We start from the raw sequence: 24,758 nt of genomic DNA, 5'->3' as shown, positions 1-24,758 counted from the left end.
TCCCTCATCCCTCATCCCTCTTACAGGTAATTGATCAACGTCAACTTGCTGATCAACCCCGTCACCTGCAATGATGCCTGAAACGCCGTTTGTTGCGACACCAGGTCGGAAATGGCCTGGGCCATGTTCACGTCGACGTTGTTCGACAAGGCGCCTTGCAACTGCGTTTGCTCGGTTTGCACCTGGCTCTGCAACGAGGAGACAGCCTGCTCGTTGGCGCCTAATGCCGCGCGCGTGTCCGACAGGTTTTGCTGCGCATTGGTCAACAGGGTCGTGGCCCGTTGGATGCCCGTCACGTCGTTGTTCCGCAGGGCCGTTTGCAGTCGCTCCAGCGCGGTGAAAATGCCGGGAACTTCCTGGGGGTTGGTGTCGGCGCCGCTGAGCGTGTCGGGCGTGCCGCCGGCCAGGGTTCCCGTCGCCGTCGGATCGATGATGCCGGTGCCGTCGTTGGCGGCGCCGCCATCGGTGGGCGCAAGTGAGGCGGAAAACAACTTGCCGGCCACGGGATCGTTAGCTAGGGTGCTGATGATCGCATTGGCCGTGGTTGCCGGACCGACGTCAAACGTCAAAGTGTGGGCGGTGCTGTCGTAGTTCACGGTTTCGCTGCCCGGCGCGGCGCCCGTATTGACAAACTGCACCGTCACTCCGTTCAGCGCGGTGCTGGAACCCGTCGCTTGAAAGACCAGGTCGTTATTGCCGCCTGTGCCGACGACCGTGGCGGCGGCCAGCGCGCCGGCGGTGGGTGGGTTGCTCGTTCCCGAGTTGGCCGGCACCAGACCCAAATCCTTGGCCGCCGTGCTGGGGCTAACGGCGCTGACCGAGAGCGCGGCCGTGGTCGACGGGTCGTTGTCGACCAGCTCGATGCCGTTGCCGTAGGAGTTAAGCTGGGCCACCACCGGCACGCCGCTGGCGGTATTCGTGGCGTTGTTGTTGATCAGGTTGACGACGTCGCCAAGGGTCTTGGCCGAGGAGATGTCGACCGTGAACGTCACGCCGTCTTTGCGCTGGACCGTGAAATCGCCGCCGGTGGTATGGCCTACGCCCTGCCCGTAGTTGAGATCGGCCAACGGCGTGGTGCTCGTAAGCGTGCGAATGCCTAGTTCGGTCGCGGTTTGGCCGCCATTTTCACCGATCGAAAAGTCGCTGCCGCTGAGCCGCGACTGAACGTTGATTCCGGTGCCCGCCGGGTTGATGGTCGCCAATACCGAGGCCCCGGACGTGTTGATGGAGTTGAGCAGGTCTTCGATGGTCTTGTTACCGGCGAAGCTGAGGGTGTAGGTCTGGCCGCCGTTGACGATTTGAATGCCCGAATTCTGGTCGAAGGCCACGCCGCTGCCGCCTGACAGCGTTCCGCTGGCCGACGGGTCGGCCAGCGCGTCGCTGACGACGCCGGTGCCGTCGTTGCCCAGCTCGCTGATACTGAGCGAAGCGTTGAAAGCGGCGGTCTTGTTGATGGCGTTGACGACGTCGTTGGCAGTGCTTGCGCCGCTTTGAATGTGTACCGCCAACGTGTTCGCGTCGGCCCCGGTCAAATAGGTGTTGCCGACGTTGTTGTGGATGTCGGCGGGCAACACGAAGCCGCCCGACGTGTTCGGCTCGGCGGAAGCGTCGCGCGTGGCCGTGAAGACGCCGGTGGAGTTGACGGCGGCGATGGCCGAGTCGATCGAAGTCTGGCCGGAGCCGTCGACGGTCAAGGTCAAAGTCTTATTCGAGGCATCGTAGCTTGCCGAGGCATTGTCGCCCATCGCTCCGCCGTTGACGATGTTGACCGCGACGTTGTTGTATGCCGTGCCCGGTGTGGTGGCCGTGAGCAGCAGATCGGCATTGGGGCCGCTGAGCTTGAGCGAGGCCACGGCGGAAGTGGCCGTCGGACTGTAGGTGGCGAACTCATTTCCGGCGGTGATGCCCGGCGCGGCCCGATACCAGGCATCGTTCACGTAAACCACGTTTGCGCCGTTGGATTGCGGGCCGTTGGTATCGGCCTGGACGGTGATGTCATTATTGGGCCCGGCCGAGGCGATGGTCGTCGAGGCTTTGGTGCCCAGGATGTTGCCGAGCGGCGTCTGCAACGTCAGCACGGGATTCAAGTTGGTTCCCACGAGAGGACCCGGACTGTTCAGCAACGTGCCGGCGATACCGAGATCCGCGGCCGTCTTGCCTCCGCCTACGTCGGCGATGCTCAAGGGACCGCCCCCCGCCGCGTCGAGTGAAACCGACAAACCGGTGTTGGTGATGTCGACCGTCACGGAGCGTCCGGCGGGCGGGTGGGCCTCGATCATCTTCACTACGTCGCCGACGGTCGCCGCCGAGCTGAGATCGACGACGCTGGTCTGGCTGCCGTCGCTGATCGCGATGCTGCCGGGCGTGACGCCCGTGCCGCCGTTCAAGTCGGCCAACGGCGTGCCGGCGGTCAAAACGGGAGTGAGGTTGGCGGAGCCGATGTCGCTGGAGAACCCACCGAAGGCGCTGTCGCCGGTGACGTTGGTGGTGAAAAGATTTCCGGTGTCGGCATAGCTCAAGAGCCGGGAGTCGTTGCCCTTGTACTCCACCCCGGCTGAGGTGAGCACGTAGGGTTGCGCGCTGGTCTCCGAGCCGGCGAACAAGTAGCGGCCGTTGAAGATCGTGTTCGCCAGGCTGAGAATCTGGTTCATCGTATCCTGCACCTGCGACACGTCCGATTGGCGGGTGCCGGCGGTGGCGGTGGTTCCGACGGCGCCCAGCGCAATGCCCTGTACGTTGTCGAGCAACGTGTTGACCTGGCTCAGCGCCGAATCCGAAGCGCTTAACGACGACGAATTGGTGCTGAGGTTGGTCGAGTATTGCTGGTTCTGGGCCAGCAAGCTTTGCAGCCCCACGGCCTGCAATGCGGCCGAGGGATTGTCGCTGGGCAGAGTGAGCTGGCTGCCGGAGCTGATTTCCTGTTGCAGCTTCGACAGATTCTGCTGCTGCTGCTGCATCTGCTCCAGCAGTTGCTGCTGGACGTAAGTGTCGCTGATGCGGCTGGAAGGGACCGGAATAATGTTCATAACTGAATATTCATTAGCGCATTGAGCAGGGTGTTGACCGTGGAAATCAACTTCGCCGAGGCTTGGTAGGTCTGCTGAAGCGTGATCATTTCCGTCGCCTCTTGGTCGATACTGACGCCGCTGACGGCCGTTTGCTGCCCCTGCAGCGTCTGCTGAAACGAACCGTCGCCGGTGGCCACCGACTGGGCCACTGCCGAGCCCTGGGTGACGTCGGCGACGATCTGATCGTTGAGCTGACCTAGCGTCTGACCGTTTTGCGAGGCCAAGGGCTGGTTGATGAAGTTGGCCAGGGTCACCGCGTTCGTGGTGTCGGCGCCGATGCCAGCCGTGCTGGCGGCGAAGGCCGCCGGGTTGCTGACCAGGGCCTGATTCACTCCCAGGTCGGCCGCGGTCGAGCCGGTGAAAAACGTGTTGAGTCCCAGCGCCGCCAGGGCGCCGCTGGTGTCGTTGCCGAAGGAGAACTGCAGGCCGGGCGAAGTGGTGTTGATCGTCAAGTTGCCGCTGGGCGACACCGAAGCACTGAGTCCGTTGATGGCATTGATTTGACTGGCGACCGAGTTTAACGACGTTTCATTCTTGTCGAGCCCGTTCAAGTCGACCTGAATGGTGGTGGTCGTCGTGGCGCCCGTCTGCGGGTCGAGTGTCTGCACCTGAAACGAGCCATTCACCGGCGTGAAGGCGAGTCCCGCGGCGTCGAGCGGGGCCGAAGCCGAAGTCACTGGATACGTGCTGGTCAGCGACGTGTAACCGGTGAGTCCTTGTCCCTGCGAAAAGGCCTTGTTGAACTCGTTGGCCAGCGTGCCGGCAAAACCGTTGAGCTGATCGAGATAGCCGCCGAGAATCTGGTCGCGCGAGGTGATCAGCCCGGCGAGTTGCCCACTTTGCGCTTTCAGTTGCGAGTTTTCGCCTACGATCGAGATGTTGGCGGCCGTCAGGCCGTTGCTTTCCTGATAGGTTGTTTCAACCTGCCGGGCCGTGCCTTCGAAAACCAGGTAGTCGCCGCCTGCATACACGTTGTCTGAACCATCGGGCTGCTCATGCACGGTGATGCCGACCAAGTTCGACAACTGGGTCAGGTCTTGGGCGCGCTGGTCGCGCAGCCCCACCGCCTGGCTCGTCTCGGAGTTCCCCCCCTCCATGGTCACGATCTTCGTATTCAGGCCGGTGATCTGCGTCAGCAGTTGGTTGATGTTCGAGGTCACGCCGGCAACCTGGTCGTTCAGGTCGCTGCGGGCCTGCGTGACGCGCGTAGCCATGTTGTTGATGTTGTTCGCCAGCGTTTGGCCCTGCAGCACGGCCAGGTTGCGGGTCGATGTGCTTTGCGGCTGATTCAGGATATCGCCGATGCTCGAAAAGAAGCTGTTCATGCCCGAATCGATACTGTTATTCTGCAGCGCGCCCACGATGCTTTCCAGGTTCTGGTAGGTCTGGCTCTGCTGCGAGCTGTTGGCCACGTCGCTGTTGGCCCCGCGCAGGCGCTCTTCCAGATATTGGTCGACCACTTGGACGACGCCTTGCACTTGCACGCCCGTGCCCAGCGCGATGGTGCCGATCTGCTGCGTCGGCGCGGGAACATAATTGACCACCTCGCGGCTGTAGCCGGGCGTCGTGTCGTTGGCGATGTTCTGGCCGACGACCTGCAGGCCGATTTGATTGGCCTGCAGCGAGTTCGAGGCGATTTGGAGGGTGCTGAAGAGCGACACGAGGAATTAGGGATGAGGGTTCAGGGTTCAGGGTAGGGTGGGACCAGCGAGCTTGCGAGCGCCGGCCCACCGTGAATGGGTAAGTCGTTCCAAAGCTGCAGCGCGGCAATCGGTGGCCAGCGCTCGCAAGCTCGCTCGCCCCACCTTGCGCAGCCATCCAAAGCACAACATCTCTCACCTCTCATCTCTCATCCTTTATCTCTCATCTCTCATCATTTATTAGGCTGCCTGGTCTAACAGCGATCCGCCCGACCGGCCTTGTTCAACTTTTCCATAGGTCGGATTCTTGCGGCCTCCCGTGGCAATAATCTCCAGCAATTGTGATAAGTGGAGCAAGCTGCGCTGGATGAGTACCCAGTTGGCCAGGCTGTGATGGCTGAGAAGCCGAAAGCGCCGGGCGGTCTCGTCGACGTGCTCGGCGATTTCGCCTCGTGCCGGTTCGGGCACGACCTTGGCCAACGCTCGAAGGCTGTCGCTTGGCAAGCGCTGGCTTGCGGCGCGTTGGAGCAGCTCCCGGCGATGGTCCTGACAGGCGTGCAGGCGCTCGATCATCGCCTCTTCGCGCGGGCCCATTTCCGCCAGGCCCGCAGCGTCGCGGGAGACGATGAACCGGCGCTTTTCGTCGAGCAGCGCGAGCAAATCGGCCTGAGTCGCGGTCAGCTCATTCAACAAGGCGGTGATGTCTTCTTCCCAAGAGTGGTCGATCATGAAAGTGTGCTTTCAGCCTCGTTGGAGTGTAAAAAGGTGGAACATCGGTCCGGTGAAACTGTCGGCATTGGCCTTGGCCATTTGCTCGCCCAGCACCTGGTCGAGCTGTCCCTGAAAGATTTCTTCAGCGCGGCCACCGTGAAAATACGCCGGCTTGCCGAGCGTTTTTCGCATCGAGGCCAGCATCTGCCCATAAAACGTTTCGCCCACGAACTGGTCAAACGCCTCGCGCAGCTTCGGCGAGGTCGGTGCCGGCGGCGTCGGCACCGCCGGCTGGGAAAGCAATTGGAGGTTGGGGGTTTGCATGAGGGGTGAGGGCGTCAGGGTTCAGGGTTCAGGGTTCGGGGTTCAGGGTTCGGGGTTCAGGGACCCTACTCCACAATAAGTTGCCCATGTAACTTTCCGTTGTGCTCAATGTCCTTGATGATCTGGATAATGTCGGCGGTCGGCACTTTTACCGCGTTCAGCGCCGCCACCAGCGCCTTCAGCTTCGCCGTTTGCAGTTCGCTGGGATCGACCGCCACAAAACGTTCGGCGGGCAGGTTGTCGCCGGTTTCAACCACGATGTTCTTGTGGGCCACGACGATCGAACCGATTTCGACGTCGGCGCCGATCACGATACTGCCCGCACGCTCGTTGATGACGACCCTTGCCGGACTGCGCACTTCGCCGATGGTCAAGGCCATGACGCTGGACACGAAGTCGACCGGTTCGTCTCGATAGGCGTCGGGAATGGTCACCTCGATAAAGAGCTGATTCAGCGCTTTGGCCACCGGCTTGGTCTGCAATGCCAGGAGCTTGACCGACGGACGGCGCTGCGATGCTTTTCCCTGGTCCGAGAGGTACCAGTTGCCGTTGATCATGTCGGCGATCTCTTGGGCCACTTCGAAATCGGCGTGGTGCTCGTCGAGGACCAGCGTGATCTTGTTGTTCTTGACGAAGACGTTCAGAAAGTCTTCTTCCAGGCGGCATCCGCGGTGGACGCGCGCCGTCGTCGGGAACTTCACGTCATGGACGTGGAGCGCCCCTTCGGCAAAGGCATAAATTCGGCTCCCTTCGGCTTGCGGTCCCATCATGGCCGTGATGAACAACCGGCCCCCCTCCAGGCTTTTCGCGGACCCGATCGAGGCCACGCTGCAATCGATCTCGTCGCCCTGCCGCGCCCCCGCCGCCGGCACCGTGGCCGTAACGCTGACCAGCGCGACGTTCCGCGCGTCCTTGAGCTCGGCGGCGCCCCCCTTGCCGATCTGATTCCCCATCAGCTCCATCGCCATCGCCAAGCTGCGCATCGCCGGAAGGAAGGTTCCGCCGTCGCCGGATCCCTTCAAGCCGATCACCAGGCCCATGCCCTGCAGGGTATTTTGCTCCTGGCCCTTGATGCGGCAGATGTTTTTCAGCCGAATCTGCGCGTGCGCCGAGGAAAGGCAGAGGGCAGAAGGCAGAAGGCAGAAGGTCAAGAAGACCCTCCGCGGCGAAATGCCTACAGCCCGCCGCCGATGGCGATAAATCACTCTCCGTTCCGACTTCATTTGCATACTTCTGCCTTCTGCCTTCATCCCACTGCCTTTTAGAACGGCTTATGACGGTCGAGGAACAACCACAGCCAGCCGCGGCGCCAGCCGTCGCGAACGTGGCCTTCTTCGGTCTTGTAAACGCTTAACTCGGCCACGTCCTCGCTGAGGACCGTATTGTTGGGCAAGACGTCTTGCCGCCGAACGATGCCCGACAGGGAAGCCTTCCAGATCTCGTTGTTGTCTTGCACGCGCTTGTGTGCCTCGACCACCAGGTTTCCGTTGGGCCGGAGGTCGACGACCGTGGCGCCGATGCGAAACTGCAGGCCGTCGGAAGCCCGCAAATTGGACTGCACCATGTTTTGCAGGTTGTACATGGCTTCGATTTCCGGGCTGCCGCCGGTCATCGGCGCGTGCCCTAGTCCGAAATTCTTGAACTGCAGCCATTTTTGCAGGTCGGCGTCGAAACTGGTTTGCTGCCTCCGCATCAACATCGCCTGGCTGATGAGTTGCTGTTTTTCGTCGATAATCACGGTGATGACGTCATTGATCTGGATTTCGGGCGGCTCTTCCGGCTTGATGTACAGCCAGGAGGTGTTTTCCAGCGTCAATGGCCTCCGTGCCCCGGGCGAGCCGTAGAGGCTCGAACTTTGGGCGTTGGCATCGACGCCCCGCGTCAAAGCCAGCCCGGTCACGGTGGCAAAAGCTGCCCGTCGAATGATCTTCATCGTCGCCTCCTTTCCATCATTGCCGGTTTCAACGCGGCGGTCCGTCGCTCGCCGTCGCCTGTGGCGGCGTCCGCGTCGGCCGCCTGTGCAAACACTTCGACCTCGTGAATGCCCGACACCCGCGCCATGAAACGCTCGCGATTCAACAGCGATTCCACGACGATCAAATCGCCCTTGCCGCCGTCTTCCTGGGCGCGCGCGGTGGCCCGCACCTGGATTCCCGCGCTTCGGGCAAAAACGGCCACGGCGTCTCCGCGCCGCACCAAGATGGGCGAGCGCAAGTCGTCTTGCTTCAACACTTGCCCTTCCACGACGGCGCGTTTCGTTTCCAGGCCGAGTACTTCCTCAAGGCGGTGAAAGGGGAAATCCGAGGCGTCGCACTTGGCCTTTCCGAGCTTCACGTCCGGGCGCTGCACGACGTCGCCCGGCACCATGGCCCGCGTCGCCAGCACCACCAGGGGAACGGCGGCGACTTTGGCGGTTACGACGAAAGCCTGGTCGCCCGCCGCGCCGGGCACGGCGATCGCAAATTCCTGTTCCCCGATCCAGGGCGGTTTGCCGCCGCGGGCGACGATCGACTCTTTCGACGCGGCGAGCAGCCGGACTTGATCGTCTTCCAGGCGTACTTCCGCGGTCCATGCCTCGTCGCCGGCGGCCTGTCGCCGCAAGCACGCGGCAATCGCGGCTTCCACACGCTCGGCGGCGCGCCGAGCGGCACTCGTCGAAACCGGCGCCGTCGATCGGGAACCATTGCGAATCTCGATCTGGCTCGACCCCGTCAGGCGGTGCCGGGAGAGGTCGAGGCCCCGCAATGCCAGCAGGTCCTGCACTTCGCGGGCACGAACGAACGACTTGCCTCCCACCGGTGGAGCGGGAAGAAGCTCAATGGCTTGCAATTGCTCGCGCTCCTTGGCGTCGGCGGCGTGGATTTCCGCCACGTCGCCCAGACGCACGAGTCCGCTGGCCTGGCATTCGCCGCGAAGCTGAATCTCAGCGGCGTCGGTGCGCAGGATGCAAAGGCAGAAGGCGGAAGGCAGAAGGCAAAAACGAATGATTCGCCATAACAGCCTTGTCGTGTCTCCTTCTGCCTTCTGCCTTCTGCCTTCTGCCTTCATACTAGAACCTCCGCAGGTTGTTGACGAGCTGCAGCATTTGATCGCCCGCTTGCACGCACTGCGAGTTGAGCTCGTACGAGCGCTGCGTGGTGATCAGGTCGATGAGCTCGTTGGTGGGATCGACGTTGGATTGTTCCAGGCTGTTTTGTACGACCGTGCCCAGGCCGTTCGTGCCCGGCTGGCCGAAGATCGCCGCGCCCGACGAGAGCGTCTCCTGGTAAAGGTTTTCACCCATGGCCAGCAGACCTTCGGGATTCATGAATTTTGCCAGTTGCAATTGGCCCACCTGCGAGAATTGCGTCTGGCCAAATTGCTGGATGGAGACGTTGCCTTCGGAACTGATCACGATGCCCATCGTGTTGATGGGGATGGAGATCTGCGGTTGCACCTGGCGGCCGGTGTTCGATGAGCCGACGACGAGAATGCCGTTGGAGTTGACCGCGAAGTTGCCGGCCCGCGTATAGAGAAAGTTGTTGGTGGTCGGGTCGATCACCTGAAAGAACCCGTCGCCATCGATCGCCAGATCGTAGGGGTTGTTGGTGACATCGAACGTGCCCTGGTCGAAGATCATTTGCGTGCCCTGCACGCGCGTGCCGAGCCCGATAGCCAGGCCCGTTGGAGCATAGTTGTTGAAGGCATCCTGGGCCCCCGGTAATTTGATGTATCGATAGAACAAGTTCTCGGTGTTGGAGCGCGACCGCTTGAAGGCGATCGTGTTGACGTTCGCTATGTTATTAGCGATCACGTCCAGGTTCATTTCCTGCGCCCGCATGCCGGTGGCGCCGGTGCGGAGGGCTTGGATTGACATGAGCGTTCAGGATCAGGATGAGGGATTCAAGATTTACCGATTTGGTCTTGGGCCTTTGGTCTTGGGCCTTTGGTCTTGGGCCTTCGGCAGCTCCCAAGACCTAAGACCTAAGACCCAAGACCTAAGATCTATGTTTTCAACACCCGACTCACCAACTCTCCAAGAATCTGGTCCTGGCTGCGAATCATGTTGACGTTCGCTTCAAAGGCGCGCGAGGTTTCAATCATCTCCGTCATTTCGCCCACCGATTGGACGCCCGATGCCTCCAAAAAACCGCTCAACACATGCCGCTCGTCGGGCGCGATGGCGAGCGGCGGGGCCAAGGGCGAAAACAGGTTGTCGCCGGTCTTTACCAGTTCGCCGTAGGATTTCGGACGGACCAGCGACAGGTAGACGTTGTCGCCGGCCTGCGAAACGGAGCCGTCGGGGGTGATGTGCCAGGCGCCGAGCTGCGGGTCGATGACGACGGGCGTCCCTTGGGTCGAAAGCACCGCATCGCCGTTGGGCGTCACGAGATTGCCCGTCGGCGTAAGCGTGAAATTGCCGGCGCGCGTGAGAAAGTCTTTGCCGTCGCGGCGGACTTGGAAGAAGGCGTCGCCTTCGATTGCCAGATCGGTGCGGGCATTGGTCGGTTGCAACGCGCCGGGCGAGAAATCGGTGATCGTCGCCAGGCTGTCGACGCCGCCGCCCAAGTCATCGAGGCCGCCCCTGCCCGGCACGGCCATGCCGCGCTGGACGGCTTCGGCCAACCGCGACTGAAAGACCGCCTGCTCGCGCTTGAAGCCGGGCGAATTGACGTTGGCCAAATTGTTGGCAATGACCTCCATGCGCAGGCTTTGCGCCTGGGCGCCTTCGGCCGAGATATAAAGTCCGTAGGGCATCGCCTGGCGATCTGGCGGTCACGCCCCCCCGGGCAGGAACGGTCGCCCCATTCAGCAAGCCGTGTGCCAACGTTCGATGGCGGACCGTCAAAGGTGGTCGGAAAGTACGCTAAGTCGATTGAAAGCGGGCAATTATCGCGACGCCACGTGGACGGCCGCAAGGCTTGATGGCGTTGAACAACGCGGTCTCTTACAGGCGGGAGTTGCCGCTGAGGCGCAGGTTCAGCCGGTTCCGTTCTTGGCTGGGCGAGTGAATCCTGGACGGCTATACCTTACGCGGCCAGCAATGAGACATTTAGCCGAACCAAGAATGGCGGTGGCTGGGGCAGAGGCTGGCCAGTTAGCGGTCGAGAATGAGACAGTTTTCCGCGAGCAAAAGCGGTGGCTGGGGCAGAGCTTGGCCCGATAGCGGCTGGCGACTTCAACAGCGTGACGGCCAAGCGATGCCCCGGTTGGACGCACCGGGACATCGCCTGGCCGCCGAGATGAACGAAGTGCCATCCTCCACCTGGCCAGGCTCTGCCCCAGCCACCGCCGATGTCTCATTCTCCGCCGCGTGAAGTGTATAATAAACCAGCCTCCGCAAAGCAGGCCGGAACGAATGCGACCTACAAGGATAGACTTATGACGAGAATCACGATCGATGCCGAGTTGCGCAGCAAGCTCCTCAACCTCAGCCAGCCGCTCGATCTGTGCGATGAGACCGGGCGTGTCGTCGGGATATTTACGCCGGTGAGCACTTCGCCGCCTCCCGGATACGATGAACCGCCCCTTAGTGAGGAAGAGTGGAAGCGCAGAGAAGAAGGGCCGGACTACAGCATCGATGAGGTCCTTGCTCGACTGGAGCGCTTGTGAAATTTGTTGTTCGGTGGAAGGACGATGCCGACGCGGACCTTGCTGCAACGTGGGTTAATGCTGATTCCTTGGAACGACGGAAAATCACAGCCGCTGCCCGCGACATTGATCGGCTCCTTCAAAGCGATCCGTACGCGCACAGCGAATCGCGCGAAGCCGATCGTCGAATCGTGTTCGTTGCCCCTTTGGGAGCAACCTTCCGGGTCGATGTTCGGGCCCAGAAGGTCGTGGTTCTCCGTGTTTGGCGGTTCCGCTAATCACCGGCCTGCCACAAAGCCCGCTGGAAGCGGTTCAGTCCGAGTGGCTGTTCGCACCGCTCTCAACAGGCGTTGATTCGCCGTCCTGCCGGCCTCGGCGCACACGGGAATCCCCTCCCTCCGAGGAGGGCTTGTGGAAATGCCCGCGCCCGTGCCGGCCGTGTTCGCCCGGCGGGCAAACGCGCTGCCGCCGCTCTTCCAGCCAGGCCGTCCACTGCACGCGCTGCTCGTCGTTCAGCACCGCGGCCACGGCCTCGTTCATCTGCGTGAACGACTCGCGAATCTTCGGAAAGAACACTTCGCGCCGCAGCCGATCCATCGACGCCAGATGCTCTTTCATGATTCGATCGACCTGAGAGACCTGCTCCTCGCTCAGCGACAGTTTTTCTTCGAGCTCCGATGCCACCTGGTGGCCCACAATCACGGGATCGTGACGCTTGGCGCTGTCTTCGATGCGGCGGTTGATGAGCATCAGCGAGGCGCCGCTGCCGATCACGCCGCCGGAACAGAAGACGGCGACCATCATGCCGAGCAGCAGGCGGCGCGGGGGTCGCCCGCCGGTTGCGGCGGTTTGCGGAACGGGCCAGGTCGTTTCAGTGGTACTCATTCGAAGATTGCGCTTAACGGTTTGCAAAAGGCCACCAGGGGATCTTCGAGCGACTCCCAACACGGCAGCGCGAACATGCCCACCAACACCGCCGCGGCCAGCGACAGGCCGGCAAAAGCCAATAACGGCGAATCGGCCCCCATGCCCAAGTAACCCACCGCTCGCAACGCCCCGCGGCGGCACTCGAACGCGTCGACGCTGGCGGCCACGCGCGCAGCCACGTCGATCCGCGGAGCGCGCTCGTTGCGGGCCACGCTTGCCAAACGCTCGAATTGGTTCAGATCGCTCATCTTATTGGATCAAAACTATCGCTCAAAAATCGACTCGTCGATTTGTCGTTCCTCGAGCAGTTTCTTCAGCTTCTTGCGTGCCCGGTGGGCCTGCACCTTGACCATCGTCTGGCTCCAGCCGGAACGATCGGCGGCTTCGGCCACCGAGCAACCCTCCAAATAAAGCAGCGTGAGCACCAGCCGGTCGCGCGGCGGAAGCTCCCCAAGCACGCTGTGGACGATAACGGCGGCTTGCTCGGCGGCATCGTTGTTGACCGGCTCGACGCTACGGTGCCAGTCCTGGATCGATACGCCCGCCTGGCGACGCGCCCGCGCCTGCTCTTTCCAATAACGATAGCCGACGCGGGTGGCGATGCGGCGGAGCCAGTGCAGCAGGGGCGCCCGTCCCTTGAAGGCCCGCAAACTCAAATACGCCTCGACAAACACTTCGTGAACGAGTTGCTCGCAGTCGGCGCGTTGCCGGCTGAGCCGCCACATCTGGGCGGTGATTTGGTCTTGATAGCGGCGAACGATTTGCGCGTAGGCCTGCCCATCGCCTCCCAGGGTCTTGGCGATGTCCGACCAGTCCGCTTCCGATACCGGTGACGCGCCGTCGCCCTCATGCGACAAGCTGGTCAGGTCGATGGCGGCGCCGGCCACGCTCGCCGAGGCCGCCAACAGCCCCTGGGCATGCGCCAGAAGCTTCTGCGCGTGTGTCAACAGGCTGCCTGCGGCGCGTTCGCCACCGTCGCTGCTCCAGCTTGCTCCGGACGAGCCTAGCGCCCCAACCAAGGAAGTCATACCACTCCTTTACCGCCGGCCGACTCATGTACGCCGCAAGCGCTTGCGGCATCGAAACCTAAGTGTAGCGATTCAGGCCGCCAGTTACAGCGGGACCGGACCAAAAAAACCGCTCCCTGCGTGGCGACGCGGAGCTACCGGGAATAGTCCGTCGTCGAACGCCGCAGGGAGCGGAGGCGGTTCGCTGCCGGGCTCGCCTTGAACCGGCAACAGGAAGCGTTGCCGATGTGCCCGGCACGACCACAGTGAAGAAGTGGACCGCCAGGGCGTTCGGTTACACCATCCTTGTGCGAATCGCGATCGCCACAAGCCGCCGACGGCGAAAACGACACAAGTCTTTGGGTACAGGAGATTTGCGACACCGAGCGCGGTGGCTGGGGCAGAGGTTGGCCAGGCAGCGGCCGGATCTGCTCAACCACTCGGCGGCCAACCGATGCCCCGGTTCGCGACCACCGCGACCTCCGGGCCAGGAAAAGGTTTCAGGCCAGGAAAAAGCCAGGAAGGACTTTTGTTTTATCGCGGTCGGCCGCTGCCCATGGTCGGACCGACGCCAAAGCCGGAAAATGCCCGGCCCGCGCCGTTTAGTCCGCCAACGCCCGTGGAGGTCCCAATGCTGGTGTTGATCCCGCTGGGAACGCCAACCGGATCGGTAAACGATCCGCTGGGGGCACCACCGGCCGATCCCTGCGTGCCGCTCAGAGGTAAACCCTCTCCTCCCCCTTGCCAGATGAGGCCTCCGCCGACGCGCGGCCAGCGGCGTCGGCCAAGAACGCCTTCTTTGTATTCCAGCCTCAACAGCGCGGGATCGACGGGCCGCCGCACATAGCCGATACCGGCGGTGTACGGCCTCCAGCGGGAGCCGTCGAAATACGACCAACGATTGTCGGGCGTCCGATACCACCAGCGGCCGTTGGAGAGGCGGTATCGCGAGCGGTTTTCGGGTGCGCCGCCGGTCGGGGCGCGCTCTTCCGCGCGCCGCGCGCTCGCCTGGGCGGGTGTGCCCGGCGGGGCCGCAGACCCTTCCTGTGCCGCAAGCCGGGCGCTCGCGGCGATTAATACGCCGCTCGTGAAGAGAAAAACGCTTCGCCACATAAAGAGGGCCTTTCAGCACGTTGGATCGTTCAAATACATTCTACCCGCTGTGCAGACGCCATGCCAGTGTTGATTGCCCAGCGAAGACGCCACCGGCACGTGGAGCACGACCGTTTCCACCCGCACGACTGCCAGAATCGCTAAAGACGGCAGAATTCGCCAACCGAAGTCCAGATAGGCCGGCAGCGCGTCCGGGATTACGTGGCTGCCGCCTGCCCGGCAACGATTGGTGCCGGATGCGGAAGCATTGTGGTAGTTCGTTCTTTACAGGGAGGCAACCCGGTGTCAATTCACCGCAGGGTTCAGGGTTCAAAATCCAAAATCCAAAATCTGATATTACTGCTCCTAATCGCGGCCCCCGGCTGCACGCGTGCCTTCTGGCGTGGCCGGGCCGACCGCGAGGTGGCTTATCTGGTGGCGGAAAAGTCGAACAACCCTCGTTGGGCGTTGCCGGCCGGATTCAACCTGAACATGGATCCGCGCAGCCGCTACTACGACCCGACCAACCCCGACCATCCGCCGCTTCCGCCCGACGACCCGTACTCGCACGTCTACATGCACCGCGTCGACGGCAAGCGCGCCGCGCCGTGGTGGCATATCAACGGTGAGCTGCCGCAGTTGCCCAATCCTGGCTGGCGGCAGCGGCTGGCGGAGTATTGCGAGATGACGCCCGAAGGGGCCGTCAAGCTGGACATGCCGGGCGCGGTGGCCCTATCGTATATTCATCAACCCTTGCACCGTACCCAGCTTGAAACGCTGTATCTCTCGGCGCTCGACGTCAGCGCCGAGCGGTTCCGCTTCAACCTGCAATTCTATCCGGGTGCGGGTCTCTCCTTCTTGCGGGCGGGGACGGCAGCCAACGGTGTCATCGCCACGCCGGCTTCGCCGGGCCATCCGGCGATTGTCGTGCCACGAAGTCAACTTACCCAGACGAACGGCGTGGCGCCTGGCTCGGCGGCGGTCTTAAGCAAGGAGTTCGTCACCGGCGGCACGCTGCTAGTGAATTTCGCCAACAGCTTCGTCTGGCAGCTTGCGGGCCCACACACGAACGCCACGAACTCGCTGATCAACATGAACCTGGTCCAACCGCTGTTAAGCGGCGGCGGCCGGATCATCACCCTCGAAACGCTGACCATCGCCGAACGCACCCTGTTGGCCAACCTCCGCACGTACGAGCGCTGGCGACAGGGCTGGTTTATGAATGTGTCAACCGGCACCAACACCCAGACCGGCAGCGCGCTAACCAGAAAAGGCGGCGGTTTTGGCGGCACGGGCATCACCGGCTTTAGCGGCACCGGCGTCGGCGGTCTTGGCAACGTGGCCACGGCCGCCGGCTTTACCGGATTCGGCACCGGGGGAGGCGCGGGCGGCCTCGGCGGCACGGCCACGGCCGCAGTGGCCGGCGCCGCCGGCGGCGGCGCCGGAAATGTCGGCGGCTTCTATGGCATCTTGCAGCAGCAAGTCAATATCGACAACGCGCAAAACGCGCTCAATTTGCAGACTCGCACCCTCCGACTGCTGGAGGCCTACCTCACGGCAGGCTTGATCAATATCGCCCAGGTCGACACCTTCCGGCAAAGCGTGGAAACCAGCAAGGCGAACATTTTGGCCGCGCGAATTGGCCTGGAGAACTCCAAGGACTCGTTTAAACAAACCATCCTTGCTCTGCCGCCCGATCTGCCTATGGTGTTCGACGACCCGCTGATCAAACAATTCCAGCTCATCGATCCACGCCTCAACGACCTGCAGAACAAAATCGCCGACTTTACCGAAGCAGCGGGGACCGTGTCCGTCAATGCCAGCGACGAACAGTTGACGCAGATTCTTGACGACCTGTCTCGGCTGCGCGCCGACACGGGCGGCGCGCTGCCCCGAATGCGCGACGACATGCGACTGCTCGACAGCCGCACGGAAGCCCGCACCCGCCGCATGACGCCCGTTGAGCGTTCCGAGTTTCTGGCCGACAAGCAACGGCTCGACGATAGCGCCACCGAGCTCGAAACGCGCTTCACGCAGTTGGAGGCACGCGTGGAAAGCTTGCGCGAGACGTCCGGCGTGCAGCCGGCGGAGCAAACGATCAATGAGGCCGTGGCGTTGGCCAACGACCTTTCCGGACTGGCGCAGGAAGTCGCGTTGGTCACCGCTAAGGCCCGCCTGGAGTCCGTCAACATCGCGCCGATTGAGCTTTCCACCGTCGACGCGCTGCAGATCGCCCGCGCCCATCGGCTCGACTGGATGAATATTCGCGCCAGCGTCGTCGATCAGTGGCGGCTGATTTGTTACAATGCCAACTCGTTGCGCTCCATTTTGAATTTGACGGCCAACGGCAGCCTGGGAACAGTGGGCAACAACCCGGCGAAATTCGAGGCCAATAACGGCCAATTGACGCTCGGCGTGCAATTCGCTCCCCCCTTCACGCGCCTGCTGCAGCGCAACAACTATCGGCAGGCGCTGGTGCAGTATCAGCAACAACGCCGCGCGGCAATCCAGTACGAGGACGCCGTCAACATCGCTCTCCGCGCCGACATGCGACTCATCACGCTCTACGAAGTGAACTTCGAGATCCAGCGGCAAGCGGTGCGGATCGCCGTTCGGCGCGTCGACGACACGCGCGAGGAGCTGAACCAGCCGCCGCCGCCCGTGGTCCTCGGACAACCGCCGGCCACCTTGGGGCCGACCGCCGCCAACAACCTGCTGAGCGCCTTGCAGGCCCTCAGCGACTCGCAAAACAATCTGATGAGCAATTGGTTCCAGCACTACCAGCAGCGCATGACCCTCTACAACGACCTGGGCGTCATGCGTCTGAACGACCGCGGCGTGTGGATCGACGAGCCAATCGATCAGGGCCTGGCCCAACTTGAGCAGATGTACCCTTTGCCGCCGGAATTGCCGGTCGATTGGCTCAAGGATGCCGGACTGGCGCCGCCGTCGCTGTACCCGACGGAGGGCGTTCCGCCGTTAGGCGGCACGACCGCCCAAGTGCAGGCTGAGGCGGCCACGCCGGAAACTCCGCGGCCCCGCGCCGACATTCCGCGGCCCGAAGAGCGGCAGCCCTCGCGCGAGATCGAACGTCTGCCGCTGCCCGATGGCGAAAACCCGCCCGAACCGCCCGGCGAAGCCACCTTGGACGAGGCCGCCAACGACGGGCCGGCCAAGCCGAAGAAAAAAGGATGGCCCTGGCCGATCAAGTTCACCAGCCACAGGCGGCAAGAGCCAATCGCAAATTGATTACTTCACGCGGCCGATCGTGAGACGTTTTGCCCCGACGAAAAGCGGTGGCTGGGGCAGAGCTTGGCCAGGTAGCGGCTGGCAGCCTTCATGAGCGTGGCGGCCAAGCGATGCCCCGGTTTGACGCGCCGGGGCATCGCTTGGCATGGCGCGGACGTGTCCATGAGCCGGCTTTAGCCGCGCTTGGACGGTCTGCCACCAGCTTTAGCTGGTGGTGCGCGGCTACCCTGCCTGTTCCTTTGAGCCGGCTTTAGCCGGGCTTCTCGACCATCGCGGCCTGGGTGTCGCGGGCAAGGGCTACAGCCACGATCGAGAAGCCCGGCTAAAGCCGGCTCAAGATTATTGATGATGTTCGCCCACCACCAGCTAAAGCTGGTGGCAAACACGATCCCCGATCGGAACAAATCCCGTATGACTTAACCGCATCCGAGCCATCGGTTTTGCGCGCGCCGGTCGGCGCCTACGGCACCGCGACCGCTAAGGTATCCGCGTGAGCCTGCTCGTCGTCCGCCTCCTCAACCGGCGAGTGAAACGGGCTGAACGTCTTGGGGCAATCGCCGAAGCTGATGCCCAGCGCCCGCGCGGCCTGCACGGCGGCGCTCGTCGGATCGACCCGCCGCAGCCGGCTGACCGCTTCGGCGATCGGCACGCTGTCGATCTGCGGCGGCTGAAAGCAGATCATCTGCCCGAAGTGGCGGTGATGGACGAGCCGCACCGCGTGCGCCCCGAACTGCGTGGCCAGCACGCGGTCGAACGTGGTCGGCGGCCCGCCGCGCTGCAAATGGCCCAGCACCACGCAGCGCACGTCGCGGTGCAGCCGCTCCTGAATCTCGTTCGCCACCACGTTGCCGATGCCGCCCAGCCGCGTCTGCCGGCTCTCTTGCCGCCGCTCTTGCGTCACCAGTTCGCCGTCGGGCAAATGCGCGCCTTCGGCCACCACCACCAGCGTGAACCGCTTGCCCTGCGACTCGCGGTCGAGAATCTTGTGGCAGACGTGATCGAAGTGCCAGGGAATCTCCGGAATAAGGATCACGTCGCCGCCGCCGGCGATGCCCGCGTGCAGGGCGATCCAGCCGGTGTGGCGGCCCATCACTTCCAGCACCATGATGCGGTCGTGAGCGGCGGCCGTGGTGTGCAGGCGGTCGAGGGCATCGGTGGCGCAGGCCACGGCACTGTCGAAGCCGAAGGTGTAGGCCGTGGCCGACAGGTCGTTGTCGATCGTCTTGGGCACGCCGATCACCGGAATACCGAACTCATAAAACTGCTGGGCGATGGCCAGCGAGCCGTCGCCGCCGACGCAGATCAGGCCCGACAGGCCAAGTTGCTCGACGGTCACCTGCACTCCGGCCAGCAGCTCGATGTCGATCTCGACCCGCTGGTCGACGCCGCGCGTGGCGGCGAAGCGACCCTGATTCGTGGAGCCGAGGATAGTGCCGCCCTGGTTGAGGATGCCCGATGTGTTCTTGTGGTTCAGCGGCAGATAACTGACCGGGTCGACCAGACCCTCATAGCCGCGCAAGAAACCGACGCAATCGTAATCGAGCCGCTCGGCTGATTTGACGACGCCGCGGATGACCGCGTTCAGGCCGGGACAATCGCCGCCGCTGGTCAGGATGCCGATTCGCTTTGTCATGTTGGTTCGTGCAGCAGGAATAGCTCGTGGTAACGTTCGCCCGACAAATGTAGGTCATCTTGGCCGGTGCGATTGTGCGGATTCTGATGGGCGGACGGACTTGCAACGCGTCGCGAGGCCGGTATGCTGACGTACCGAGCCTGATCTACCACGGAGCCTTCAACATGATTCGCCGTCGTCTGACATTCGCCGTTCTCGCCGCCGTCGCCGCGGCGTCATTCACCCCGGCTTTTGCCGCCGATGAGTTCACCACCACCACGCCGGTAGCGAGGCCCGACGATTGGTGGCAGGCGCGGCACCAAAAGATCAACGACCGCGCCAACCAGGGCGACGTCGATCTGATTTTCATTGGCGACTCGATCACGCAGGGTTGGGAAAGCGATGCGGCTCAAGGCGTGTGGCAGAAATTCTACGGCCCGCGCAAGGCCATGAATGCCGGCATCGGCGGCGATCGCACTCAGCACGTGCTGTGGCGGCTCGACAACGGCAACATCGACGGCATCCAGCCCAAGCTGGCCGTGGTGATGATCGGCACCAACAATTCCGGCAGCGACAGCCCCGATGACATCGCCGCCGGCATCACGGCCATCGTTCAGAAGCTGCGGACGAAGCTGCCCTCGACCAAGGTCCTGCTGCTGGGCATTTTTCCTCGTGGTCCGGACGCCAACGACGCCAAGCGAAAGGTGAACATCGCCACCAACGAGATCATCAAGAGCCTGGACGACGGCAAGTCGGTCGTCTACCTCGACATCTCCGAAAGCTTTTTGAGCGACGACGGAAAGCTCGAGCGCGAGATCATGCCCGATCTGTTGCACCTGAGCAAACGCGGCTACGAGATCTGGGCCGAAGCGATCGAGCCGCAGGTGGCGAAGCTGCTGGGCGAGTGAACGCCGACGAACAAGGGGGTGGCTGGGACTTGAACCTAAGCTCCGGCCGGAATCAAATCCTTGACGGCCAACTCGATCGATGTGCCGTCCGACAGACGCAAGCTCACGCTGTGGCTCATCGCGTACACCGTTTGCCGCGAGTAACGTCGCTTCCGTTTATCAGGCAAGGCGTACACCTCGATCTGATCATCGATCAGATTCACGATCCAATAGGTGGCGATGCCCGAAGCGGCGTAGAGAGCGCATTTGGTGCGGCGGTCGTAGTCGAGCGAGCTATCGGCCACCTCGACGACGACGAGCACGTCGGTGGCCGCGGGATGCCGGGCGAGATACCGGTTTGGGGCACCTTCAACGAGTGCCAAATCCGGTTCCGGCTCGCTGGTTTTCGACAACGTGACCGGCAGTTGCGTGCGAATGTGGCAGTCGTATCGGCCGGTATGCTGCTCCAGGAGCCGTTGAATCTGGGCGATCGTTGCCGCATGACGACGACCGTGAACCATTCGTCCTTCTCCCACCGCAGCGCGGTCTTTGTGCATGACGACGCCGTCGATCAGCTCGACCGGATCGCCTTCCACCAAGATGCCCTGACCGACCATCTTGTGAAACTGCTCGACGGTAAAGGGAAGTGGCGCCGGCACGCGTCCCGCGACCACATCATTCAATCTGCCGGTATTCATAGACCTTGCACCTTTGGCCACTCGCCGCTCTATGAAAACATCATACCACTTGGCCGACGTGCCACGCCACAAATTCCCGCACGCCGTCCTCGAATGAAACCCGCGGCTTGTAGTTCAGCAGCCGCCGGGCCTTCGTCAGGTCGGCATGGGTCAGCGGCATGTCGCCCGGCTTGGCGGGCTGATAGTCGATGGCGGCTTTCTTGCCCAACGCAGCCTCCAAGGTCGCGATCACATCCTTCAATTCGATCGGATGATCGTGTCCCAGGTTGATGGCCTCTCCCACAACGTTTCGTGCGTCGAGCGCGGCGAGCAGGCCGCCGCAAATATCGCTGACGTGGGTGAAGTCGCGAAGCGCGCTGCCGTCGCCGAACAGCGGCAGAGGCTTTCCCGACGCAATGGCGGCGGTCCAAATCGACAAGGCCAGGTCGGGCCGGAGACGCGGTCCATAAACGCTGAAGGGCCGCAATGAGACCACCGGCACCTGGTGGAGCTGAAAGTAAGTCATCCCGAAGAGCTCCGCGGCACGCTTGCTGGCGCCGTAGGGACTAAGCGGCCGGCCCAAAGGCGCGTCTTCCACGAACGGCGCCGTTGCCGGATGCCCGTAAACCGTGGACGAAGAGACGAGCAGGAACCGCTCGACGGGAAACTGCCGGGCGGCCTCCAGCAGCGACAGCGTGCCGCCGACGTTCGTCGTTTCGTAGATCAGCGGGTTGGCCACGCTGGGCCTCACGCCGGCGTAGGCGCCCAGATGAATTACGTGCGAGAAGCGATGCCCCTGGAACAGTCGCCGCATGGCCTCCGCATCGCGGAAGTCGCCTTCGATCACCGCGACCTTTTGACTTCGCGCGAAGCTGGCGACGCTGGCTCGCTTGACCGCGGGGTCATAAAAGTCGTTGAAGTTATCGAGGCAGACGATTTTCTCATCGCGCTCGGCCAGCAAGCGTTCGATGAAGTGGCTGCCGATGAAGCCGGCCCCGCCGGTAACGAGGAAAGGCATGGGTGGTTAGTGGTTAGTGGTTAGTGGTTAGTGGTTAGTGGTTAGTGGTTAGTGGTTAGTGCATGGACTACCTTCCCAGCCAATTCCTACGGCCCAGCGCCAGAATCACCCACAGGGCATGCCAAGCCTCCTTGGAATTGATCTTGGAGCTGCCGCGCACGCGGTCGACGAACGTGATCGGCGTTTCACCGAAGCGGCAGCCGAGCCGTTTCAAGTGCCAGAGCACCTCCTCTTGAAAGGCGTAACCCTGCGAGAGAAAGCCGCCAAAATCGAGCTGCGCCAACCGCGTAACACGGTAGCAGCGATACGCGCCGCTACAATCTTTGGTCGTCAGTCCCAACAGCATGCGGGCATACAGATTGACGCTGCGGCTCATCAAGTAGCGCTTCAGCGGCCAGCCTTCGATGCCGCCGCCCGGTACATAGCGGGACCCGATCATCACGTCCACCGGCGGACCATCGGGCGGATCCATCGCCGCGATGAGCTGCGGCAGATACCGCGGATGGTGGCTGAAATCGGCGTCGATATTCAGCAGATACTTGTAGCCCTGCTCGATGGAGTAACGCATGCCGGCCACGATGGCCGAGCCCAGCCCCAGCTTGCCTTCGCGGTGCAGGCAATGAATGCGCGGGTCTTGCCGCGCCTGTTCGTCGCACCAGCGGCCGGTTCCGTCGGGCGAATTGTCGTCGATCACCAGCAGATCGACCTGGGGCGCATGCTGAAAAACCTCCGCCACCAACAGCGGCAGGTTGTCGATCTCGTTGTAGGTCGCCACCGTAACGAGTGTTTTTTCGGCGTTGGACATTTCCGGCATTTTAGCGTTGCACCCGGCCACCCGCCACGCCAGCCCATCGACATCCGATGCGCGTTCGCCGCACCCGCGCGAACCTCTTCAGGCAATCCTCGCTCTTCTCGTCGGCAGGCATGAGGCTTGCTGTGCCTTGTGGCCCGACTGAGTATAATGGCCAGAACCAGTGCCCTCCTTCACACGGCTGTGATGCCCCCGCCGCTTACCGCTCCTGCCGCACCCACCGCCCCGCTGGCGTCGCGCGCCGCCCGGCCCAAGTGCTCGCCGGCCGGTGACGGGGCGGCGTTTGGCGCGCCGTTCTGGTTCACCTACGCGGCAAACACCTCCACGATGGTGGCCGTAAGTCTGCTTTACCGCTATGGCGATTTCGTGTCATTCATGGGCGGAAATGAGGTCGATCTCGGCTGGATCGTCGCCGCGGGCATGGTCGGCAGCCTGCTGATGCGGCTGGCCCAAGGCACGGGCATCGACACCTATGGGCCGCGGCGGATCTGGCTCTGGTCGTCCGCCATGCTCATCGTAAGCTGCGCCGCGCACCTGCTGGTGACCACGGCCCACGGTCCGCTCATCTACGCCCTGCGCGTGCTGTTTCAAACCAGTGTTTCCGGGTTCTTCGGCGCCTCGATCACCTACATTTCCGGCCGCGCGCCGGTTGCCCGCATGGCCGAGGTCATCGGCACCTTGGGCACGTCGGGCTTCGTCGGCATGATGATCGGCACGCAGCTCGGCGACCGGCTGCTGTGTACGCTCGACCGGGACCACGTCGCGAGCATGTTTTATGCAGTCGTTTTGATCGCGTCGGCCGGTTTTGCGTTTTCGTGGTTTGCCACGCGGGGCGTCGGGGTGCGCCCCAAGCGGCGGCAGCCACCCATGCTGTTGGTCCTGCGGCGATATCATCCAGGCGCCGTGCTCTGGGCAGGGGCCGCGGCCGGCTTCGGGCTCGGCCTGCCGACGATCTTCTTGACCCGTTATGCGGCGGAACTGCACATTCCGAAGCTGGCCGTGTTTTTCTGGATTTACGCGCCCACGGCGTTTGTCACGCGGATGCTCATTCGGCAGTTGCCGCGGCGCTGGGGAGTGCGGCCGATGGTGCTGTGCGGCATGACGAGTCTGTCGCTGGGCACGCTCAGCTTTTTGCTGGTCAAGACGGAATGGCAGTTCGTCTTTCCGGCGGTGCTGATTGGCATCGCCCACGCGTTCGTGTTTCCGGCGGCCGTGGCGGGCGGCAGCGGGGCATTTCCCTTGCGCTATCGCGGTTTGGGCACCACGCTGGTGTTGGCGATGTTCGATGTCGGCAATCTGATCGGCATGCCGGCCGTCGGCGAGATGGTTTACTGGTACGGCAAGATGGGTTTGCCCGACTATCCCGCCACGTTCGTCACCGCCTCGGCCGCGATCTTCGCCACCGGCGCCGCCTACACATGGTTCAGCCGTGAGGCGCGCACGGCGTAGTTCTCGATTTTCGATTGATTAAGGTCCGAGGCGCGCGATATGGTCTAATCCGGCTCCCGTCGTCCCTGCTTTTTTTGCGAGGTCCGGCGTTTGTTTTCCAGCCGGCGCCTGATCGACGCCCGTGTCGGCTTGGTGCGCTTGCGCCGCGTCGGCGGTGCGGCCACTGCCGCCAGCATCTCGCGGAGTCGGTCGAGACAATCGTCGACATTGCGGCCCTGGTCGCGAAAGCGCTGGCTGGAAATGAGCAGGTCGCCATCGACCGTGATGCGGTTGCCGTAGCGGCCGACAAAACGCTCGCGCACCGCTTCGGGCAAGCTGGGACTGGTGCGCACGGGCCACCGCAGCAGGGCCTTGCTGTTCACTTTGTTGACGTTTTGCCCGCCCGGCCCCGAACTGCGCGCAAAGGTGAACTCGAACTCCTCCAGCGGAATCCGGATGCGGTTGCTCACCGTCAGGAACGATTCAGGGTCTTGCGGTGTCTCAGCAGATGACATTGATATAGTATAGGGCAGAAGGGCGCGGGGAGACGAGATAGTTTGAAGAACGGCAGGAGAGCAACAACATGAAATCCGTAGCAGCGGACTTCCTGAGAAGTCTGGCCGTCGGCCGGATGACGCAAGCGGTGGCTGGGGCAGAGCCGCGCCATGGGCCAGTTCGGCGTCTACACTCGATCGCGGCGACGCCCCGGCAGGCTGACGACCGGGGCATCGCTGGC

General features: G+C 62.9%; 23 protein-coding genes. 4 read left to right on the top strand and 19 right to left on the bottom strand.

Features of this window, described 5'->3' with window-relative positions; genetic code table 11:
* Positions 1-20 precede the first annotated feature (20 nt).
* The 9 genes from flgL to VNH11_01030 form a co-directional block, all read right to left on the bottom strand.
* Complete coding sequence (flgL, locus tag VNH11_01070) at positions 21-3,026, bottom strand: flagellar hook-associated protein FlgL (GenBank protein HVA44951.1); 3,006 nt, start codon at positions 3,024-3,026, stop codon at positions 21-23.
* A complete protein-coding gene (gene flgK, locus VNH11_01065; GenBank protein ID HVA44950.1) occupies positions 3,023-4,729 on the bottom strand; it encodes a flagellar hook-associated protein FlgK in 1,707 nt (568 codons plus the stop codon). The genes flgL and flgK overlap by 4 nt, the downstream gene beginning before the upstream one ends.
* Before the next feature lie 219 nt (positions 4,730-4,948).
* Entirely contained in the window at positions 4,949-5,437 is a 489-nt protein-coding gene (gene flgN / locus VNH11_01060) for a flagellar export chaperone FlgN (protein ID HVA44949.1), read from the bottom strand.
* Positions 5,438-5,449: 12 nt separating this feature from the next.
* On the bottom strand, positions 5,450-5,743 hold the full coding sequence (locus tag VNH11_01055; protein HVA44948.1) for a rod-binding protein: 294 nt from the start codon (positions 5,741-5,743) through the stop codon (positions 5,450-5,452).
* A 65-nt stretch (positions 5,744-5,808) separates the two neighbouring features.
* Positions 5,809-6,894 carry a flagellar basal body P-ring protein FlgI gene (locus VNH11_01050; protein HVA44947.1) on the bottom strand — a complete coding sequence of 362 codons (1,086 nt, stop codon included), beginning with the start codon at positions 6,892-6,894 and terminating at the stop codon, positions 5,809-5,811.
* A 110-nt stretch (positions 6,895-7,004) separates the two neighbouring features.
* Positions 7,005-7,676, bottom strand: coding sequence for a flagellar basal body L-ring protein FlgH (locus VNH11_01045; GenBank protein ID HVA44946.1), 672 nt, complete (start codon positions 7,674-7,676; stop codon positions 7,005-7,007).
* Positions 7,673-8,791 (bottom strand): flagellar basal body P-ring formation chaperone FlgA, encoded by a 1,119-nt coding sequence (gene flgA / locus VNH11_01040; protein ID HVA44945.1) that lies wholly within the window; start codon positions 8,789-8,791, stop codon positions 7,673-7,675. The genes VNH11_01045 and flgA overlap by 4 nt, the downstream gene beginning before the upstream one ends.
* A gap of 1 nt (position 8,792) precedes the next feature.
* Positions 8,793-9,599 carry a flagellar basal-body rod protein FlgG gene (gene flgG / locus VNH11_01035; protein HVA44944.1) on the bottom strand — a complete coding sequence of 269 codons (807 nt, stop codon included), beginning with the start codon at positions 9,597-9,599 and terminating at the stop codon, positions 8,793-8,795.
* A 128-nt stretch (positions 9,600-9,727) separates the two neighbouring features.
* Positions 9,728-10,480 carry a flagellar hook-basal body protein gene (locus tag VNH11_01030; protein ID HVA44943.1) on the bottom strand — a complete coding sequence of 251 codons (753 nt, stop codon included), beginning with the start codon at positions 10,478-10,480 and terminating at the stop codon, positions 9,728-9,730.
* A 624-nt stretch (positions 10,481-11,104) separates the two neighbouring features.
* Between VNH11_01030 and VNH11_01025 the strand changes: the two genes are divergently transcribed.
* Positions 11,105-11,335 (top strand): hypothetical protein, encoded by a 231-nt coding sequence (locus tag VNH11_01025; GenBank protein ID HVA44942.1) that lies wholly within the window; start codon positions 11,105-11,107, stop codon positions 11,333-11,335.
* Positions 11,336-11,626: 291 nt separating this feature from the next.
* Here the strand turns inward: VNH11_01025 and VNH11_01020 are convergent, their stop codons facing one another.
* From VNH11_01020 to VNH11_01005, 4 genes are all read right to left on the bottom strand, one after another.
* On the bottom strand, positions 11,627-12,199 hold the full coding sequence (locus VNH11_01020) for a hypothetical protein (protein HVA44941.1): 573 nt from the start codon (positions 12,197-12,199) through the stop codon (positions 11,627-11,629).
* Positions 12,196-12,489: a hypothetical protein gene (locus VNH11_01015; GenBank protein ID HVA44940.1), complete on the bottom strand. Its 294-nt coding sequence runs from the start codon at positions 12,487-12,489 to the stop codon at positions 12,196-12,198. Before VNH11_01015 ends, VNH11_01020 begins: the two co-directional genes overlap by 4 nt.
* A 15-nt stretch (positions 12,490-12,504) precedes the next feature.
* Positions 12,505-13,269, bottom strand: coding sequence for an RNA polymerase sigma factor (locus VNH11_01010; protein HVA44939.1), 765 nt, complete (start codon positions 13,267-13,269; stop codon positions 12,505-12,507).
* A 513-nt stretch (positions 13,270-13,782) separates the two neighbouring features.
* Positions 13,783-14,361, bottom strand: a complete 579-nt coding sequence (locus tag VNH11_01005) for a hypothetical protein (GenBank protein HVA44938.1) — start codon at positions 14,359-14,361, stop codon at positions 13,783-13,785.
* Between the two features lie 282 nt (positions 14,362-14,643).
* Between VNH11_01005 and VNH11_01000 the strand changes: the two genes are divergently transcribed.
* Positions 14,644-17,589, top strand: coding sequence for a hypothetical protein (locus VNH11_01000; GenBank protein ID HVA44937.1), 2,946 nt, complete (start codon positions 14,644-14,646; stop codon positions 17,587-17,589).
* A 5-nt stretch (positions 17,590-17,594) separates the two neighbouring features.
* Here the strand turns inward: VNH11_01000 and VNH11_00995 are convergent, their stop codons facing one another.
* Both VNH11_00995 and VNH11_00990 read right to left on the bottom strand, forming a co-directional pair.
* Entirely contained in the window at positions 17,595-17,726 is a 132-nt protein-coding gene (locus VNH11_00995; GenBank protein ID HVA44936.1) for a hypothetical protein, read from the bottom strand.
* A gap of 323 nt (positions 17,727-18,049) precedes the next feature.
* Positions 18,050-19,222 (bottom strand): ATP-dependent 6-phosphofructokinase, encoded by a 1,173-nt coding sequence (locus VNH11_00990; GenBank protein HVA44935.1) that lies wholly within the window; start codon positions 19,220-19,222, stop codon positions 18,050-18,052.
* 164 nt (positions 19,223-19,386) lie between these two features.
* Here VNH11_00990 and VNH11_00985 point away from each other — a divergent pair, with 164 nt between their 5' ends.
* The gene (locus VNH11_00985; GenBank protein ID HVA44934.1) at positions 19,387-20,109 is read left to right on the top strand and encodes a platelet-activating factor acetylhydrolase IB subunit; all 723 of its coding nucleotides are present in this window, start codon (positions 19,387-19,389) and stop codon (positions 20,107-20,109) included.
* A gap of 35 nt (positions 20,110-20,144) precedes the next feature.
* On the opposite strand, the gene VNH11_00980 is transcribed toward VNH11_00985, so the two are convergent.
* From VNH11_00980 to VNH11_00970, 3 genes are all read right to left on the bottom strand, one after another.
* Positions 20,145-20,786, bottom strand: coding sequence for a Uma2 family endonuclease (locus VNH11_00980; GenBank protein ID HVA44933.1), 642 nt, complete (start codon positions 20,784-20,786; stop codon positions 20,145-20,147).
* Positions 20,787-20,826: 40 nt separating this feature from the next.
* Positions 20,827-21,783, bottom strand: a complete 957-nt coding sequence (locus tag VNH11_00975; protein HVA44932.1) for a GDP-mannose 4,6-dehydratase — start codon at positions 21,781-21,783, stop codon at positions 20,827-20,829.
* A 67-nt stretch (positions 21,784-21,850) separates the two neighbouring features.
* A complete protein-coding gene (locus tag VNH11_00970; GenBank protein ID HVA44931.1) occupies positions 21,851-22,588 on the bottom strand; it encodes a polyprenol monophosphomannose synthase in 738 nt (245 codons plus the stop codon).
* A 192-nt stretch (positions 22,589-22,780) separates the two neighbouring features.
* Between VNH11_00970 and VNH11_00965 the strand changes: the two genes are divergently transcribed.
* Positions 22,781-24,043 carry an MFS transporter gene (locus VNH11_00965; protein ID HVA44930.1) on the top strand — a complete coding sequence of 421 codons (1,263 nt, stop codon included), beginning with the start codon at positions 22,781-22,783 and terminating at the stop codon, positions 24,041-24,043.
* Positions 24,044-24,087: 44 nt separating this feature from the next.
* Here VNH11_00965 and arfB read toward each other — a convergent pair whose 3' ends face one another.
* Positions 24,088-24,537, bottom strand: coding sequence for an alternative ribosome rescue aminoacyl-tRNA hydrolase ArfB (arfB, locus tag VNH11_00960; GenBank protein HVA44929.1), 450 nt, complete (start codon positions 24,535-24,537; stop codon positions 24,088-24,090).
* Positions 24,538-24,758: the final 221 nt, after the last annotated feature.

This window comes from Pirellulales bacterium (assembly GCA_035533075.1).
Taxonomy (GTDB): domain Bacteria; phylum Planctomycetota; class Planctomycetia; order Pirellulales; family JAICIG01; genus DASSFG01.
Note: the sequence above shows the minus strand (reverse complement) of the source record. Positions and strands in the feature narration are given on the sequence as shown.

What these genes read in the sequence shown, in the direction of transcription:
- VNH11_00980 (HVA44933.1), bottom strand. Translation starts at nt 20,786, where the DNA reads ATGAATACCGGCAGATTGAATGATGTGGTCGCGGGACGCGTGCCGGCG.
- flgA (HVA44945.1), bottom strand. Translation starts at nt 8,791, where the DNA reads ATGAAGGCAGAAGGCAGAAGGCAGAAGGCAGAAGGAGACACGACAAGG.
- VNH11_00990 (HVA44935.1), bottom strand. Translation starts at nt 19,222, where the DNA reads ATGACAAAGCGAATCGGCATCCTGACCAGCGGCGGCGATTGTCCCGGC.
- VNH11_00965 (HVA44930.1), top strand. Translation starts at nt 22,781, where the DNA reads ATGCCCCCGCCGCTTACCGCTCCTGCCGCACCCACCGCCCCGCTGGCG.
- VNH11_01010 (HVA44939.1), bottom strand. Translation starts at nt 13,269, where the DNA reads ATGACTTCCTTGGTTGGGGCGCTAGGCTCGTCCGGAGCAAGCTGGAGC.
- VNH11_00985 (HVA44934.1), top strand. Translation starts at nt 19,387, where the DNA reads ATGATTCGCCGTCGTCTGACATTCGCCGTTCTCGCCGCCGTCGCCGCG.
- VNH11_01020 (HVA44941.1), bottom strand. Translation starts at nt 12,199, where the DNA reads ATGAGTACCACTGAAACGACCTGGCCCGTTCCGCAAACCGCCGCAACC.
- VNH11_01055 (HVA44948.1), bottom strand. Translation starts at nt 5,743, where the DNA reads ATGCAAACCCCCAACCTCCAATTGCTTTCCCAGCCGGCGGTGCCGACG.
- VNH11_00970 (HVA44931.1), bottom strand. Translation starts at nt 22,588, where the DNA reads ATGTCCAACGCCGAAAAAACACTCGTTACGGTGGCGACCTACAACGAG.
- flgG (HVA44944.1), bottom strand. Translation starts at nt 9,599, where the DNA reads ATGTCAATCCAAGCCCTCCGCACCGGCGCCACCGGCATGCGGGCGCAG.
- flgN (HVA44949.1), bottom strand. Translation starts at nt 5,437, where the DNA reads ATGATCGACCACTCTTGGGAAGAAGACATCACCGCCTTGTTGAATGAG.
- VNH11_01005 (HVA44938.1), bottom strand. Translation starts at nt 14,361, where the DNA reads ATGTGGCGAAGCGTTTTTCTCTTCACGAGCGGCGTATTAATCGCCGCG.
- VNH11_01025 (HVA44942.1), top strand. Translation starts at nt 11,105, where the DNA reads ATGACGAGAATCACGATCGATGCCGAGTTGCGCAGCAAGCTCCTCAAC.
- VNH11_01045 (HVA44946.1), bottom strand. Translation starts at nt 7,676, where the DNA reads ATGAAGATCATTCGACGGGCAGCTTTTGCCACCGTGACCGGGCTGGCT.
- VNH11_00975 (HVA44932.1), bottom strand. Translation starts at nt 21,783, where the DNA reads ATGCCTTTCCTCGTTACCGGCGGGGCCGGCTTCATCGGCAGCCACTTC.
- VNH11_01015 (HVA44940.1), bottom strand. Translation starts at nt 12,489, where the DNA reads ATGAGCGATCTGAACCAATTCGAGCGTTTGGCAAGCGTGGCCCGCAAC.
- VNH11_01030 (HVA44943.1), bottom strand. Translation starts at nt 10,480, where the DNA reads ATGCCCTACGGACTTTATATCTCGGCCGAAGGCGCCCAGGCGCAAAGC.
- arfB (HVA44929.1), bottom strand. Translation starts at nt 24,537, where the DNA reads ATGTCATCTGCTGAGACACCGCAAGACCCTGAATCGTTCCTGACGGTG.
- VNH11_00995 (HVA44936.1), bottom strand. Translation starts at nt 17,726, where the DNA reads ATGCCCCGGCGCGTCAAACCGGGGCATCGCTTGGCCGCCACGCTCATG.
- flgL (HVA44951.1), bottom strand. Translation starts at nt 3,026, where the DNA reads ATGAACATTATTCCGGTCCCTTCCAGCCGCATCAGCGACACTTACGTC.